This is a genomic window from Peribacillus deserti, from assembly GCF_002863585.1.
Taxonomy (GTDB): Bacteria; Bacillota; Bacilli; order Bacillales; family DSM-1321; genus Paraperibacillus; species Paraperibacillus deserti_A.
Window position 1 is genome coordinate 1 of record NZ_PGUY01000067.1, and the last position, 15,565, is coordinate 15,565.

At 42.4% G+C, this 15,565-nt stretch carries 15 protein-coding genes and 1 riboswitch; of the genes, 14 read left to right on the plus strand and 1 reads right to left on the minus strand.

The genetic code is table 11. From position 1 onward, the window contains the following. Positions 1 to 652: 652 nt before the first annotated feature. Complete coding sequence (locus tag CUU66_RS20435; RefSeq protein ID WP_101645250.1) at positions 653 to 769, minus strand: YuzL family protein; 117 nt, start codon at positions 767 to 769, stop codon at positions 653 to 655. Between the two features lie 212 nt (positions 770 to 981). Between CUU66_RS20435 and CUU66_RS20440 the strand changes: the two genes are divergently transcribed. The 14 genes from CUU66_RS20440 (at position 982) to CUU66_RS20505 (ending at position 14,958) form a co-directional block, all read left to right on the plus strand. Continuing rightward, the gene (locus tag CUU66_RS20440) at positions 982 to 3,366 is read left to right on the plus strand and encodes a 3-hydroxyacyl-CoA dehydrogenase/enoyl-CoA hydratase family protein (protein WP_257968083.1); all 2,385 of its coding nucleotides are present in this window, start codon (positions 982 to 984) and stop codon (positions 3,364 to 3,366) included. A 55-nt stretch (positions 3,367 to 3,421) separates the two neighbouring features. After that, the gene (locus tag CUU66_RS20445; RefSeq protein WP_101645252.1) at positions 3,422 to 4,600 is read left to right on the plus strand and encodes an acetyl-CoA C-acetyltransferase; all 1,179 of its coding nucleotides are present in this window, start codon (positions 3,422 to 3,424) and stop codon (positions 4,598 to 4,600) included. A 210-nt stretch (positions 4,601 to 4,810) separates the two neighbouring features. After that, positions 4,811 to 6,598 carry an acyl-CoA dehydrogenase family protein gene (locus tag CUU66_RS20450; protein ID WP_101645263.1) on the plus strand — a complete coding sequence of 596 codons (1,788 nt, stop codon included), beginning with the start codon at positions 4,811 to 4,813 and terminating at the stop codon, positions 6,596 to 6,598. A gap of 157 nt (positions 6,599 to 6,755) precedes the next feature. After that, positions 6,756 to 7,127: an arsenate reductase family protein gene (locus CUU66_RS20455; RefSeq protein ID WP_101645253.1), complete on the plus strand. Its 372-nt coding sequence runs from the start codon at positions 6,756 to 6,758 to the stop codon at positions 7,125 to 7,127. A 108-nt stretch (positions 7,128 to 7,235) separates the two neighbouring features. Beyond that, positions 7,236 to 7,619, plus strand: coding sequence for a glycine cleavage system protein GcvH (gene gcvH / locus CUU66_RS20460; protein WP_101645254.1), 384 nt, complete (start codon positions 7,236 to 7,238; stop codon positions 7,617 to 7,619). 420 nt (positions 7,620 to 8,039) lie between these two features. Beyond that, positions 8,040 to 8,402 carry a toprim domain-containing protein gene (locus CUU66_RS20465; RefSeq protein WP_101645255.1) on the plus strand — a complete coding sequence of 121 codons (363 nt, stop codon included), beginning with the start codon at positions 8,040 to 8,042 and terminating at the stop codon, positions 8,400 to 8,402. A 6-nt stretch (positions 8,403 to 8,408) separates the two neighbouring features. Further along, positions 8,409 to 8,717, plus strand: coding sequence for a thioredoxin family protein (locus CUU66_RS20470; RefSeq protein WP_101645256.1), 309 nt, complete (start codon positions 8,409 to 8,411; stop codon positions 8,715 to 8,717). A 156-nt stretch (positions 8,718 to 8,873) separates the two neighbouring features. After that, entirely contained in the window at positions 8,874 to 9,245 is a 372-nt protein-coding gene (locus CUU66_RS20475) for an SCP2 sterol-binding domain-containing protein (protein ID WP_101645257.1), read from the plus strand. After that, the gene (locus CUU66_RS20480; RefSeq protein WP_180955376.1) at positions 9,238 to 10,554 is read left to right on the plus strand and encodes an O-acetylhomoserine aminocarboxypropyltransferase/cysteine synthase family protein; all 1,317 of its coding nucleotides are present in this window, start codon (positions 9,238 to 9,240) and stop codon (positions 10,552 to 10,554) included. Before CUU66_RS20475 ends, CUU66_RS20480 begins: the two co-directional genes overlap by 8 nt. A gap of 299 nt (positions 10,555 to 10,853) precedes the next feature. After that, positions 10,854 to 10,967: riboswitch (SAM riboswitch) on the plus strand. Between the two features lie 107 nt (positions 10,968 to 11,074). Continuing rightward, the gene (locus CUU66_RS20485; protein ID WP_101645258.1) at positions 11,075 to 12,109 is read left to right on the plus strand and encodes a methionine ABC transporter ATP-binding protein; all 1,035 of its coding nucleotides are present in this window, start codon (positions 11,075 to 11,077) and stop codon (positions 12,107 to 12,109) included. Beyond that, on the plus strand, positions 12,102 to 12,770 hold the full coding sequence (locus CUU66_RS20490) for a methionine ABC transporter permease (protein WP_101645259.1): 669 nt from the start codon (positions 12,102 to 12,104) through the stop codon (positions 12,768 to 12,770). Before CUU66_RS20485 ends, CUU66_RS20490 begins: the two co-directional genes overlap by 8 nt. Before the next feature lie 13 nt (positions 12,771 to 12,783). After that, positions 12,784 to 13,614 (plus strand): MetQ/NlpA family ABC transporter substrate-binding protein, encoded by an 831-nt coding sequence (locus CUU66_RS20495; protein WP_101645260.1) that lies wholly within the window; start codon positions 12,784 to 12,786, stop codon positions 13,612 to 13,614. A 597-nt stretch (positions 13,615 to 14,211) separates the two neighbouring features. Continuing rightward, a complete protein-coding gene (locus CUU66_RS20500; RefSeq protein WP_101645261.1) occupies positions 14,212 to 14,592 on the plus strand; it encodes a carboxymuconolactone decarboxylase family protein in 381 nt (126 codons plus the stop codon). Positions 14,593 to 14,772: 180 nt separating this feature from the next. Further along, positions 14,773 to 14,958, plus strand: a complete 186-nt coding sequence (locus CUU66_RS20505) for a hypothetical protein (RefSeq protein WP_101645262.1) — start codon at positions 14,773 to 14,775, stop codon at positions 14,956 to 14,958. The last annotated feature ends 607 nt before the right edge of the window (positions 14,959 to 15,565 follow it).

Genomic DNA, 15,565 nt, shown 5'->3' on the forward strand with positions numbered 1-15,565 from the left:
ATGGCGATTGGCTTATGACCGAAGGTGTCAGTCCGGAGCTGGACAATACCCGCTGCTCCCGCAAAGAAAAGTGGAAAGCGGTGCCTGCCCAACATATAAATATTAAACGCTCAGTGATAATCCCAATTGATATAAAATTCTAAACAAATTGGCAGGCAGAGACCCGACAAGCATAAGACGAGCCGGCTGTGGGGAGTGCTTTTCTCCCATCAGGCGGATTGGCTTAGGACTCGAGGGTCTCAGCTTGTAGCTGGATCAAGGAGTCTCGCACCTTACGCTCAATCGACCTGACTGAACAATAGAGTGCCGTAAAAAACTTTTTAAACAACAACAATCTTTTAGAAAAGAGCCTAATTTATGATTTATTGGTGGTAGAGCTTACAAGATGGAAGCCTGTTTACCGGTAGACGAAAAGCAGCGAGGCTGAAGCTTATGAATGTGGCAAACGAACCGTTTTATGTGGCCTAAGGTGGATGTTATGTGGCTAATAATTTCTTTATGCGGCGAAATATAGTTTTATGAGGCAGCATGTAGATTTAGGGTTAATGCTTAAGGGGCCAGACTTTTCGCTGCGGCGAGGTAAAATGTTAAAAAAGGAAATGGATGATTCCATTTCCTTTTTTAACATTTTACGATAGGGTCTTGATCCTAATCATTTATGTTTTGTTTTATGATTATGGCTCGCCATTTCAACAGTCGGTCCAGCATTTCCTTTGACGCTTGCAGCACTTACACCCGCTTTGGACGGATTTTTTTTCAATTTAGCCATTTTTTCACCCCTTTTTTATTCTTCCCAATGTTGAACCAGGCATGAAGGAAAATAAATTCACATTTTCTTTATTGATAAATTTTCAGAAATATTTTATAGTTAAAGTATCAAGAAAAATCCCAAATTTTCATATTTTTTTGAAGAAAAAATGAATGAGTATTCATTCAAAGAAATTGATTATCTATTCATGGAATATAAAGGGGGATCATATTTTGCTTCGTCAAATACGTAAAGCTGCAGTTCTTGGGTCTGGAGTAATGGGATCTGGAATAGCAGCACATCTTGCAAATATCGGGATACCAACATTGCTGCTGGATATAGCACCACGGGAGCTGCTTGAGCAGGAGTCAAAAAAAGGACTTACCCTGGAAGACAGGACAGTGAAAAATAGAATCAGCAGCGGGGCACTACAGAAATTACTAAAACAAAAGCCGGCACCTCTTAGCTCTAAAAAGAATCTCCGTTTAATTGAGGCAGGAAACTTTGAAGACGATATGGTACGGCTTGGAGAAGTGGATTGGATCATTGAAGTAGTGGTGGAAAACCTGGATATTAAGAAGAAAGTTTTCTCGCAGGTCGATCAGTACCGCAAGCAAGGGAGCATCGTAAGCTCTAATACTTCAGGGATATCTGTTGAAGCGATGATTGATGGCCGGAGTGAAGATTTCAAGAAAAATTTCCTTGGGACACACTTCTTCAATCCACCCCGCTATTTAAAATTATTAGAAGTGATCCCAACGGACTCAACAGATCCTGAGGTGCTTAGTTTCATGAAGCAGTTCGGCGAAGACGTACTTGGAAAAGGCGTTGTGGAAGCAAAAGATACACCAAACTTCATTGCTAACCGAATCGGCACGTACGGCCTTTTAGTTACTGTAAGGGAAATGCTGCAAGGCGGTTATAGTGTCGGTGAAGTGGATTCCATTACCGGTCCTATGATTGGCCGGCCGAAAAGTGCAACGTTCAGAACATTGGATGTTGTTGGCTTAGACACATTCGCTCATGTAGCCAGGAATGTGTATGACCAGGTGGAGGGTGAAGAAAAAGAGGTCTTTGATATTCCTCCTTTCCTTAATAGAATGCTGGAAAATGGCTGGCTGGGCAGTAAATCAGGCCAGGGATTTTTCCTAAAGCAGGGAAAAGATATCCTGGAACTTGACCCTGAAACAATGGAATATGTTCCGAGGAAAAAATTGAAGACAGCAGCGACAGAACTAAGTAAGCAGCAAAAAGGTCTATCGAATAAATTGAAAGCGCTTGTATATGCAGACGACCGTGCGGGCCAGCTATTATGGGATATTATGAGTCCAGTTCTTGTATACTCAGCTGACCTCCTTGGAACGATTGCAGATGATGTGGCTGCTATCGACCAAGCAATGAAATGGGGATTTGGCTGGGAGATGGGACCTTTTGAATTATGGGATGCGATAGGCGTTGAAAAGTCCGTCGCCAAAATGGAAGATGAAGGACTCGCAGTTCCTCCGTGGGTTAAAGAACTGGCTGCCAGTGGTTCTCCAGTATTTTATAAGGAAGAGGACGGAACTACGCTTTTCTATACAAACGGAGATTATAAGCAGCTGCAGGTTAATCCGAAAAATATAAATTTAAAACAATATAAGAAAAAACACGGTGTAATCAAGAAAAACAGCGGAGCCAGCTTGATAGATCTTGGGGATGGAGTGGCACTGCTGGAGTTTCATTCTCCTAACAATGCAATCGGCCTTGATATCACCCAGATGATTAATTTTGCCGTGGATGAAGTAGAAAAGAATTATAAAGGCCTTGTGATTGGTAATCAGGGGAAGAACTTCTGTGTTGGAGCAAATCTCGCCATGATCCTCATGGAAGCTCAGGATGACAATATATACGAACTGGATATGGTGGTGCGCCACTTCCAGCAGGCAATGATGAAAATAAAATACAGCAGTAAGCCGGTTGTTGCAGCACCATTTGGCATGACCCTCGGCGGTGGAGCTGAAGTTTGTCTTCCGGCTGCCCGCATCCAGGCATCAGCTGAAACATATATGGGGCTGGTGGAAGTGGGGGTAGGCCTCATTCCAGGCGGCGGCGGAAATAAAGAGCTGTATATAAAGCTTCTTGAAAGCATGCCGCAGGGAGTAGAATTTGATCTTCAGAAAGTAGCAAATAAAGTGTTCGAAACGATCGCTATGGCAAAGGTCTCCACAGCAGGGGAAGAGGCAAGAGACAATAACTTCCTTAGCAATAGCGACGGCATCAGTGTCAATCCGGATCATCTACTTTATGATGCGAAACAGGCGGTTCTTGCACTTTCGGAAAGCGGCTACAAAGCGCCGATCCGCAAAAAGGTGCCAGTTGTCGGTGAAACGGGATACGCAGCGCTGCTGCTGGGTGCCCATGCGATGCAGCTTTCTGGATATATTTCGGAGCATGATTTGAAAATAGCTAAAAAGCTTGCTTTTGTCATTGCAGGCGGCAAGGTTCCTTATGGAACGGAAGTTGATGAACAATACTTACTGGATCTGGAAAGAGAAGCTTTCTTAAGCCTTGTCGCTGAAGGGAAATCTCAAGCCAGAATGCAGCATATGCTAGTCAAAGGAAAACCGCTCCGCAACTAAGCCAGGCTTCACTTAAAAAATAGAATGGTAGATTCAAGAACTGAGGAGGATTGACATGAGAGAAGCAGTAATCGTCGCCGGTGCAAGAACGCCTGTCGGAAAAGCAAAAAAAGGGACACTGGCTAATGTGCGTCCTGACGATCTAGGAGCCCTTGTTGTAAAAGAAACCTTGAAACGGGCTGGGAATTATGAGGGGAATATTGACGATTTAATCATAGGCTGCGCGATGCCCGAAGCTGAACAGGGGCTGAATATGGCCAGGAATATCGGGGCATTGGCAGGACTTCCTCATACGGTCCCGGCCATCACAGTTAACCGCTATTGTTCAAGCGGTCTTCAAACGATTGCATATGGGGCGGAGCGCATTATGCTGGGGCATTCAGATACAGTCATAGCCGGCGGTGCTGAGTCTATGAGCCTTGTCCCCATGATGGGCCATGTAACAAGGCCGAATGCCAAGCTCGCCGAAACAGCGCCTGAGTACTACATGGGCATGGGACATACCGCTGAAGAGGTAGCAAGGAAATACGGCATCAGCAGGGAAGAACAGGATGAGTTTGCAGTAAGAAGCCATCAGCGTGCAGCAAAGGCTATTCAAGAAGGTAAATTTGCTGATGAAATCGTTTCGGTGGATGTTACTCTGCGCAATGTGGGAGAAGACAATAAGCTCAAAGAAAAGCAAGTATTGTTTTCACAGGATGAAGGTGTCCGTGCCGATACGTCATTAGAGGTATTGAGCAAGCTGAGACCCGCCTTCAATGTCAGAGGATCTGTTACAGCCGGAAATGCGTCGCAGACTAGTGACGGTGCTGCTGCTGTAATGGTTATGGATCGGGAAAAAGCCGGGTCGCTGGGTCTTCAGCCGATGGCAAAATTCAGAGCGTTCGCCGTTGCCGGTGTGCCGCCGGAGGTAATGGGCATCGGCCCTATCGCGGCTATTCCTAAAGCTCTTAGACTTGCAGGTCTCGAACTGTCCGATATTGGTTTATTCGAGCTGAATGAAGCGTTTGCCTCACAATCCATCCAAATCATCCGTGAGTTAGGATTAGACGAAGAAATAGTGAATGTAAATGGCGGTGCTATAGCGTTAGGGCATCCTCTGGGCTGTACGGGAGCAAAGCTTACCCTTTCCTTGATTCATGAAATGAAGAGAAGAAATCAGCAATTTGGAGTTGTAACCATGTGTATCGGCGGCGGAATGGGTGCTGCAGGAGTATTTGAATTACTGGCTTAATATACTACTGTGCTAGGGAGTATGGTTGATTTCATTTTCGCTGCAGACGCAGGACTCCTGCAGGAAAAGCGGATATTCTGGGGGACCCCTGCAGGCACGTCAGAGGGGCTCCTGGGCCGCCCGTGGAAGATGGCCGCCTGTAGCAGCAGCCAGCAGGGAAGTGCAACAGAGCTAATTAAAAATCAAAAGATAATGAGAGGGGATACCGGAATGTCAATAAATAAAGCTCAGGACGTAATTAAAGGCGGAAGCTTCCTGATTGATGATGTATCATACGATCGAGTTTTTACACCAGAGGATTTTACAGATGAACAGGTCATGATTGCCAAAACCACAGATGAATTTGTAGCCAATGAGGTTCTGCCTGTAGTGGAAAAACTCGAAAACCATGAGTTCGAACATTCGGTCAGACTTCTGAAGGAAGCTGGGGAGTTAGGTCTTTTAGGGGCTGATGTGCCGGAAGAATACGGCGGCCTGGGCCTTGACAAAGTAAGCTCGGCGTTAATTGCTGAAAAAATGTCCAGAGCAGGGGGTTTTTCAATCTCTCACGGGGCGCATGTTGGAATAGGATCTCTTCCTATTGTTCTATTTGGAAATGAAACTCAAAAGCAGCAATATCTACCTGAGCTTGCTACTGGCGAAAAGCTTGCAGCCTATGCGCTTACAGAGCCGGGTTCAGGATCTGATGCCCTAGGTGCAAAGACGACTGCGAAGCTTAATGCAGAAGGGACTCATTATGTTTTAAACGGTGAAAAACAATGGATTACGAATGCCGGGTTTGCCGATGTTTTCGTGGTTTACGCCAAGATTGACGGCGAACATTTCTCCGCTTTCATTGTTGAACGGGAATATCCTGGAGTTTCTACTGGTGCTGAAGAAAAGAAAATGGGAATTAAAAGCTCTTCCACGAGGACATTAATTCTTCAGGATGCATTGGTTCCTAAAGAAAACCTTCTTGGGGAAGCTGGGAAAGGCCATATTATTGCTTTTAACATCTTGAATATCGGGCGTTATAAGCTTGGCGTAGGTGCTGTCGGAGGGTCCAAACGTGCTTTTGAATTGACCGCTCAATATGCAAATCAGCGCCAGCAGTTTAAAACTCCGATTTCTTCTTTCAATCTCACCAGAGAAAAGCTAGCCACTATGGCTTCCAAGATTTATGCTGCTGAAAGTTCTGTATGGCGCACAGTGGGGCTTTTTGAAGACCGAATGAGCAGGCTGACTGAAGAAGAAATCAATAACGGCAAGGCAGTTGCGGACTCTATTGCTGAGTATGCAATCGAATGCTCGCTAAATAAAGTATTTGCTACAGAAGTATTGGATTATGTAGCAGATGAAGGCGTTCAAATCCATGGCGGTTACGGATTTATGGCTGAGTACGAAATTGAGAGAGCTTACCGCGATTCCAGGATCAATCGTATTTTTGAAGGAACAAACGAAATCAATCGTCTTCTCGTTCCAGGCACCTACATTCGTAAAGCCATGAAAGGCGAGCTGCCATTATTCCAAAAGGCACAGGCGCTTCAGGAAGAGTTGATGATGCTTATGCCGGAAGAGCCAGGCGAAGAGCCATTGGCAAAGGAAAAATATTTAGTTAAAAATGCAAAGAAAATTGGTTTGCTTGCTGCTGGATTGGCTGCCCAGAAATTTGGCAAAGCCCTAGAAAAAGAACAGGAAATCTTAGTGAATATTGCTGATATCGTTTCTCTTGCTTATGCAATGGAATCAGCCGTACTCCGTACAGAAAAGGCAATTGATAATTCCGGGCTTGAAAAGAACAGCCAAAAGCTTCTTTACACCCAAATCTTCTGTCAGGAAGCGTTCAATTTGATTGAGCTGCATGCCAAGGAAACACTCGTTGCAGCTGAACAGGGAGATACATTAAGAATGCTCATTTCTGCATTGCGGAAATTCACAAGACATACCCCTGTCAATGTGATTGCTAAAAAACGTGAAGCAGCTGAAAAACTGGTAGATGCTGAGCGTTATGTAGTATAAATAATATGAAAGACCTGGACCTTGCTATTCGTTGGCAAGGTTCTCTATTTGATTACAGACTCCATTTGCAGGATGAAAACTTTACATCAGGCACTAGTAATCCTCCCTAGTTTCAGCCTGTCAAATCATGTCTAAAATAGTAACAGGGGGTGAATACATGGCTGAAAGACCAAATAATCTTACGTTTTATTGGTATCCTAAGTGTGGAACATGCCGTAAGGCAAAAAAATGGCTGGACGAGCATTCAATACCCTATGAGGAAAAACATATTGTTGAAAATCCACCTTCCCGAAGCGAGATTGAACAGCTCCACCAAAAAAGCGGCCTTGAGCTGAAAAAGTTTTTTAATACGAGCGGCATGAAGTATAAGGAACTTGGCCTTAAGGATAAAGTGAAAACCGCTTCTGAACCAGAACTTTACGACATATTAGCCTCGGATGGCATGCTTTTAAAAAGACCGATCTTGACAGATGGAAAAAAAGTGACGGTCGGTTTTAAAGAGGATGAGTATCAAAAAATGTGGGGATAAACTTATCTTGTAAATAGGCATGTCTAAATTTATTATGTTATAGTGATTTTATAGGATTTATAAGGGAACATGAGGCACTGTTCTCATACATATGGAGGGATATAGACGATGAATACACCAAAGGAATTGCGTTACTCTGAAGAACATGAGTGGGTAAAAGTCGAAGGCGGCAACGTTCGCATTGGCATTACAGATTTTGCTCAATCTGAGCTTGGCGACATTGTTTTTGTTGAGCTTCCAGAGGTTGGAGATGAAATTAAAGCTGACGAGCCATTCGGAAGTGTCGAATCTGTAAAAACAGTTTCTGAACTATATGCCCCTATCAGCGGTAAAATCGTTGAAATCAATGAGGAACTAAGTGACAGCCCTGAGTTTGTAAATGAGTCTCCATATGAAAAAGCATGGATGATCGTCATTGAACCAGCAAACGTAAGCGATATTGAAGGTTTAATGGATGCTGAGCAGTATGAGGCTATGATCAGCGAAGACTAAAAGACTGCGGAAGGCTCGCCCCAGAGCCTTCCTTTTTTATTCCAAAAGCTATGTTCAGTTCATTGCCTATGCCGGCACCTTGGAATCTTCGGGAGGCCTTCAGGAAAAACGGACGAAACCTTACAGGCAAAAACTTGGGGAGTAGGCCGGACCGCCCTTGGAAAGTGAGTGCCTAAAGCGGAAATCAACAGAGCCAATCAAGAAAAAAGAAGATAATTGAAAATTACCCAGACGTTATTTTACGGTTCATAGCAGAAGTGAGTTTTTATCTCTTCTTTAAGGGAAAAGTAAAACAAATTATATTCACATGATTCATCAACTTACGTACATTTGTTGTATAGGATCAGTTGATTTTGTTTGATAGGCCAGCATGATGAATGGCCCGTTTTTTCATAAGAGAAACCGTTCAGGGTGATGAATATGGAAATTGAACAAGTTGAGAAGGTAATCATTGTAGAGGGCACGTCAGATAAAAGAAAAGTGATCAGTGTCTTAAACGAGCCTATTGAAGTCATATGCACAAATGGTACGATTTCAGTCAGCAGGCTGGAAGAGATCATGGACGAGCATTTCAACAAAGAGGTATATATCTTGGTTGATGCCGATGAAGCGGGAGAAAAACTCCGCAAGCAGTTCAAACGAGAATTTCCTGAAGCCTTGCATCTTTATATCGATAAATCGTATAGAGAAGTGGAAAATGCTCCTGCATACCACATCGCGACTGTATTATTAAGTGCCAATATTGATGTCAACGCGGAATATTTAGAGCAAAGGATGTATTGATCGTTCATGGATATATGGAGAGAGGAACAATTGACAGAAGCAATCGACAGCGGCAAGCCCTTTGGCTTTTATTTATTTACTCCGCTTTGCGGCACTTGCCAAGTTGCCTCAAAAATGCTGGGAGTAACTGAACAGCTGATGCCCCAATTTAAAATGGGAAAGGCTGATATCAACTACTTGCCGAAGCTTGCCGAATTGTATCGAATAGAGAGTGTGCCCTGTCTTTTATTATTCACTAATGGGGAAGTTCAAAAGAAAATTTATGCCTTCCAATCTGTACCTTTTATATATGAAACATTAAAAGAACTAGCCTGACACCCGTGAAAAACGGGTGTTTTTATTATTTATCGACATTTTTTGGAAACCGTCTATTTGGATTGAGCAACTTAAAAGGGATTTTTGTCGACATTTTCTGGAAGGAGAGTGCTGAGGTTGTATGGAATAAATTAGGTAGGTAAAGGGGGACTGGACATGGAACTCGTATTTCATTGTTTTTTAGAAAATTTAAAGAAAAAGCCCTATTTGCTGCCCATACTTTCTAATAACAGCCGTACGATTTGTTTTCAGACCGGAAAAGGGAAAAACATACTTTATTTATCGAAAAAGAAACAATACATGGTCACAACAGAAGAAAATGTTCACTTTTATATTAGAGGCCAGGAAGACAGTCTCACCAATTTGTTAATGGGAAAAGAAAAGCTTCAAACTTTAGTTAAGGAAGAGCAGATTCATGTGGAAGGCTCATTTAGGGATTTATTATATCTGGAATCCTTATTTTTACTAAATCAGCCTTACCTAGAGGGGAATTCTGAAAAAAGAATGGAGGAGACGGACAATGGCTGAACAAAACAAGCTGCATTTTGAGACCTTAACAATCCACGGCGGCCTTCAAAAAGAAACTTCAACAGGTGCGAGGGCAGTACCTATTTATCAAAATAATGCGTATTTATTTAAAGATACGGAACATGCAGCCAACCTATTTGGTTTGAAGGAAGATGGATATATTTATACCCGCATACATAACCCGACGGTTTCTGTATTTGAAGAAAGGGTAGCTTTGCTTGAGGGAGGGGTTGGAGCGCTTGCCGTTTCAAGCGGGATGGCAGCCATTACACTTTCCATTCTGAATCTGGCAGGTTCGGGAGATGAAATTGTTTCTGCGTCCACTCTTTACGGAGGTACATATAATCTATTTGCCAATACACTGCCTAAATACGGAATCACCGTTCGCTTTGTCGATCCCCAGGATCCTAAGAGTTTTGAAAAGGCTATAACCCCTAAGACGAAGGCCATTTTTGCAGAAACGATAGGCAATCCAAGCCTGGCTGTCCTTGATATTGAAAAAGTCGCCCAAATTGCGCATACAGCAGGAATTCCCTTAATCGTAGACAACACATTTGCAACTCCATATTTATGCAGGCCTCTTGAATTTGGGGCAGATATTGTCATACATTCCGCGACTAAATGGCTTCTTGGGAACGGAACAACTTTGGGAGGAGTTATTGTCGATGGGGGATCCTTCAATTGGAAATCGCCCAAATTTCCTGGTTTTACGGAGCCTGACCCAAGCTATCATAATCTTGTTTACAGTGAAGCACTTGGCAGCGCCGCATATATCGCGAAAGCCCGTGTACAGCTTTTAAGAGATTTAGGACCAGCACTGAGTCCTCACAATGCCTTTCAATTTACGCTGGGACTAGAGACACTTCATGTTCGCATGAAGGAACATATCTCAAATACCTTGAAAGTGACGGAGTACCTTAAAAATCATCCTGCTGTAGAGTGGGTTATGTATCCAGGAGACGAAAGCCATCCTGACAAGGAGCTCGCTGATAAATATCTGTCAAAGGGTGCAGGGGCTGTAGTGGTGTTTGGGATAAAAGGCGGCCGGAAAGCAGGGGCTGCTCTCATTAATTCAGTCAAACTATGGTCGCATGTCGCTAATGTAGGGGATGCCAAAAGTTTGATTATTCATCCGGCAAGCACCACACATCAGCAGCTGGATGCTGAAGGGCTAAAAGCATCCGGCGTAACCGAGGACTTGGTGAGGCTGTCTGTCGGAATAGAAAATGTGGAAGATTTAATCAATGATCTGGAGGCTGCTATAAAATCGGCCGCAGGTATGAATTCAAGAACAGCTGTTCATATGTAATGTTAAATCAGGCCGGCTTTTAGCCGGTCTTTTTGATGTGGCGTGATCTTCTATTAAAGAGGTTCAAAGGGTTATTAAATCTCAATCATTCAATTCTGCACGTATTAAATGCGATTTCCGTCCATTAGAACTACAATTATCCCTTATAACCACAGCAGGATTGTTTGGGGATTATAGGAATTATCAAAATTTTCATATGAATAAAATATTCTTGACATTGCTTTGGCCGGGTGCTAAAATCTCATTTATGTGATTCGAATTTACTATTATAAAATACTATTAATTTAATATGTTACATGCTCTTATTGAGAGAGGTGGAGGGATGTGCCCGATGAAACCCGGCAACCGGCAAGGTATTAGGCCTTGAAAAGGTGCCAATTCACACAAAGCTTATAAGCTTTGGGAAATAAGAGAAAGGTGAAGCAAATAAATCATGCCTTTCTGTTATCCCAACAGAAAGGTTTTTTATTTATTATAGGGTTAAAACTATCTTTAAATCTTTATAAAAGAGGTGAAATCATTGATCACTCTATCCAATGTAAGCAAGATCTATAAGTCTAAGTTGAAAAACAGCGCGCAGATTAAAGCTGTTGATAATATTGAGTTACAGGTAGCGCAGGGAGAGATATTCGGGATTATCGGATACAGCGGAGCGGGTAAGAGTACGTTAATCCGGATGCTGAATGGTCTGGAAACTCCATCTGCAGGAACTATTTCTGTGGCCGGCCGGGAAATCTCCAAGATTAAAGGGGCTGAGCTGAGAAAGGCAAGACAGGAGATCAGTATGATCTTCCAGCACTTCAATCTATTGTGGTCAAGGACTGTAAGGGAAAATATTTCCTTCCCGCTGGAAATCGCCGGTGTTTCAAAACTCGAACGGCAGAATCGCGTGGACGAACTGATTAAGCTGGTTGGACTCGAAGGCAGGGAGGATGCCTATCCTTCCCAGCTGAGCGGCGGACAAAAGCAGAGGGTTGGAATTGCACGGGCTCTTGCCAACAATCCAAAGGTTCTGCTTTGTGATGAAGCAACTTCTGCGCTCGACCCGCAGACAACAGATTCCATTTTGGATCTCTTGCAGGACATCAATACGAGACTGGGCTTAACCATTGTCCTGATTACACACGAAATGCATGTTATTCGTAAAATCTGCCACAGAGTGGCTGTGATGGAAAATGGAAAAGTGGTAGAGATGGGCAATGTGCTGGATGTGTTTAAACGTCCGCAGGCACAAATCACTAAACGTTTCGTACAGCAGGTAACAGAACCTGAGGAAACAAAAGAAACGATAGAGCATCTTCTTGAAAATTATCCGAATGGCAAAGTTATTCAGCTGAGCTTTGTTGGTGATTCAGCAGAACAGCCTTTAATCACTCAGCTCATCCGTACCTTTAATTTGGAGGTCAATATCCTTCAAGGGAAAATATCGCAGACCCAAAGCGGTTCTTACGGAACGCTGTTTATCCATCTGGACGGCAGTGAAGCTGAAATGGATAAAGCCCTTGAATATATAAAAGCAAGCCACGTGGGAGTAGAGGTGATAGAGAATGCTTAAGACTTTATTTCCTAATGTAATATGGGACACCATATATGAGGCGACATTGGAAACCTTATATATGACTGCTATTTCTGTACTGGCTACCTTTTTCCTTGGCATCATTCTTGGTTTGCTTCTGTTCCTGACAGGGAAGGGAAATCTGTGGGAGAACAAAATCATTCATACGATCATTAGTGCTTTTGTAAACATCTTCCGTTCCATTCCGTTTATCATATTGATTGTTTTATTGATTCCATTCACAATGGCAATCATGCAAACCATGATTGGGGCTAATGCTGCACTGCCGGCACTTATTATCGGGGCAGCACCGTTTTATGCCAGGATGGTTGAAATCGCTCTCCGTGAAATTGATAAAGGTGTAATAGAAGCTGCGAAATCCATGGGTGCAAAAGTCAGCACGATTATTTTCAAAGTGCTCATTCCTGAGAGTCTTCCGGCACTGGTTTCCGGAATTACTGTCACAGCGATTGCCCTCGTAGGATACACAGCTATGGCCGGGGTAGTCGGTGCAGGAGGATTGGGAAACCTTGCTTACTTAGAGGGTTTCCAGCGAAGCCAGAATGATGTAACCTTCATTGCTACCATAATTGTATTAATCATTGTTTTCATCATCCAATTTATTGGTGATTTCATAACATCAAAATTAGACAAAAGATAAGGAGAATGGGTTCATGAAAAAATATCTAAGCTTAGTGCTTGTACTTGTGATTTCTGCAGTCTTAGCTGCATGCGGCGGCGGAAATAAATCAGGTGAAGGTAAAGGCGATACAAAAGAATTAACAGTTGGAGCTTCAAATGTACCTCATGCTAAAATTCTGGAACAGGCTCAACCGCTTTTAAAAGACAAAGGAATTGACCTGAAAATCGTTAAATATCAAGATTACATTATGCCAAACAAAGCTCTTAATGAAGGTCAGCTGGATGCCAACTACTTCCAGCACATTCCTTACTTGAATTCACAAATGAAAGAAAATGGCTACAAATTTGCAAATGCCGGCGGAATCCATATTGAGCCGATCGGTGTTTACTCTAAGAAATACAAAAGTTTAAATGACCTGCCGAAAGGTGCAGAAATCATTATGAGCAGCTCTGTTGCCGACCATGGCCGTATGCTGTCCATGCTGGAAGCTGAAGGCTTAATTAAACTGAAGGCAGGCATCGACAAAACTGCTGCACAAGTTAAAGATATTACCGAAAATAAAAAAGGTCTCAAATTCAGGACGGATATAGAAGCATCTCTATTACCGAAGGTGTATGAAAACAAACAAGGCGACGCAGTTCTCATCAACTCCAACTATGCAATCGACGCAGGTCTGAACCCTGTAGAAGATTCAATCGCACTTGAAAATTCTGATTCACCATATGTGAATGTGATTGCAGTCAAAAAAGGCGATGAAAACAAAAAAGAAATTAAAACTCTTGTTGAAGTACTTCGCTCTAAAAAAATTCAAGATTTTATTAAAAAAGAATATAAAGGTGCGGTTGTACCAGTATCAGAATAACCAAATAAATAAGAGCGGGCTAAAAGCCTGCTCTTTTTTATATCAGGCTTATCGGGGCTAGTGGATTTTGTTTATATTACTTACAGTTTTTTAGATAATTTATTGAGAAAAAGGCTATTAAAGGCTGATTTTAAAAGGGCGAGAACCTTCATATGTAAAATTAGAGATAAAAGTGGAAACGGGAATATAAGAGCGGAAATTGGATTTTAAGAGCGGAAATTGGATTTTAAGAGTGAAAATGAAAATATAAGAGCGGAAATCAAAATTTAAGAGTGAAATTGGATTTCAAGATTGAAATTGAAAATATAAGAGGGGAAATTAATTTTAAGAGCAAAATTGAATTTTAAGAGCGAAAATTGAAATTCAAGAGCGAAATTGAAAATATAAGAACGGAAATCAAAATTTAAGAGCGAAAATTGAATTTTAAGAGTGAAATTGAACATATAAGAGCGGAATTCAAAAGATAAGAGTGAACACTGTTTTTAAGAAAGAAAACACAAGGATCCCTGACGGCAAATTAATTGTAAAATCCAAAGGATAGAGCCAGTACATTTGTCCATAATAAGAGGGACTAATTTTACGGGAGTGACATCGATTATGGATCAAATACCACATACACCAACAAATGCCTCTGAAATGGCCATAAGGGATTATAAAGAGGGCTTAGGCGATTTCATGAGAAAAATGCCTCATTTGGCCCAGCATTATAATGCTTTTACAGAGGCTTGCTTTCAAGAAGGAGAGCTTTCACAGCGTGATAAACAGCTGATAGCTCTTGGGATCAGCTTATACTCTCAAGATGAATACTGCATTATATACCATGTGAAGGGCTGTCTGGATCATGGGGCTACGGAGCAGCAAATATTAGAAGCTGTAGGAGTAGCTACAGCTTTTGGAGGCGGCGCGGCGATGAGCCAGGCCGTCACATTAGTTCAAGATACAATTGATGATTTATCAGATACTGATACGCTTTCCTAGAACTGTGTTAGGAAGTATTCTAGATAAAAAACGAGTATTTGTATAGTAAAACGGGTACAGTGAATGTAGCCGGCCGAGGATAAGATATTTCGATTGATACGCCTTTAGAGCCCTTTTGCGGATAAAAAAACCAGCTGTTATGATATTCATGTAAAACACAGAAGGGATGAGAGACAGAAAATGAATAACTTACATTTACAAGTAACACATGACATGGAAAAGGCGATGCAGCAGAATCATGGCATAGGGTACAGTGAATATAGCCGCGACTTGGACCTGCGGATTGAGGTTGAAAAAAAGCGGGAGAAAAGTTATTCGAAAAGTCATCAAATCACTGAAGAGCTAAATCGAAGAATGCATACGTAACCAGCCTGAATAAGGGTGCTGAAGTAAAACCAGCCTTACTTGATGGGGCTGGTTTTTACTATTATATTAAGAGCGGTCACAAACGCATGATTAACCCCTAAATAACCATTTGGAGTCTGTTATTATGTTTTTAAGGTAATAATTTTAGAATGGTAAAAAAACAGATCATAAAAGTAATATGGCAGGAGTCGTTTTCCATGCGGACTGACACCTTCTGTCATAAGCTAATCGCCACCAAAAGGCAAACCCGGCCTTTCGCTGAAGCTTTTCTTATGCCGCGCTAACGAACGAAGCACAGGATGTGCGAGCCAGGCGTGGGCACAGGACGTGGCGTTCGAGCGTGTTAAGTGCGACTAAGCTTCTGTCTTCGCTATCGCTCGCCAATCAGCAAGTCTTCTTTATCAGGTGTCTGCTTATCAAATAGGTTTTATGCTATATATAATGTAAATTCAACATGGCTGATAAAGAAAAGAGAGCGATGAAAAGCACCGTCCTCCGCTTTTCTTGGTGTCGAGCTGCGGACTGACACCTTCGGTCATAAGCCAATCGCTGTTAAAAGGCAAAGGCGGCCTTTTACCACCGCTTTCCTTATGCCTGTCAGGTGTCT

Coding starts and splice junctions, on each gene's coding strand:
- CUU66_RS20435 (WP_101645250.1), bottom strand. CDS start 769: ATGGCTAAATTGAAAAAAAATCCGTCCAAAGCGGGTGTAAGTGCTGCA.
- CUU66_RS20445 (WP_101645252.1), top strand. CDS start 3,422: ATGAGAGAAGCAGTAATCGTCGCCGGTGCAAGAACGCCTGTCGGAAAA.
- CUU66_RS20450 (WP_101645263.1), top strand. CDS start 4,811: ATGTCAATAAATAAAGCTCAGGACGTAATTAAAGGCGGAAGCTTCCTG.
- CUU66_RS20455 (WP_101645253.1), top strand. CDS start 6,756: ATGGCTGAAAGACCAAATAATCTTACGTTTTATTGGTATCCTAAGTGT.
- gcvH (WP_101645254.1), top strand. CDS start 7,236: ATGAATACACCAAAGGAATTGCGTTACTCTGAAGAACATGAGTGGGTA.
- CUU66_RS20465 (WP_101645255.1), top strand. CDS start 8,040: ATGGAAATTGAACAAGTTGAGAAGGTAATCATTGTAGAGGGCACGTCA.
- CUU66_RS20470 (WP_101645256.1), top strand. CDS start 8,409: ATGGATATATGGAGAGAGGAACAATTGACAGAAGCAATCGACAGCGGC.
- CUU66_RS20475 (WP_101645257.1), top strand. CDS start 8,874: ATGGAACTCGTATTTCATTGTTTTTTAGAAAATTTAAAGAAAAAGCCC.
- CUU66_RS20480 (WP_180955376.1), top strand. CDS start 9,238: ATGGCTGAACAAAACAAGCTGCATTTTGAGACCTTAACAATCCACGGC.
- CUU66_RS20490 (WP_101645259.1), top strand. CDS start 12,102: ATGCTTAAGACTTTATTTCCTAATGTAATATGGGACACCATATATGAG.
- CUU66_RS20495 (WP_101645260.1), top strand. CDS start 12,784: ATGAAAAAATATCTAAGCTTAGTGCTTGTACTTGTGATTTCTGCAGTC.
- CUU66_RS20500 (WP_101645261.1), top strand. CDS start 14,212: ATGGATCAAATACCACATACACCAACAAATGCCTCTGAAATGGCCATA.
- CUU66_RS20505 (WP_101645262.1), top strand. CDS start 14,773: ATGAATAACTTACATTTACAAGTAACACATGACATGGAAAAGGCGATG.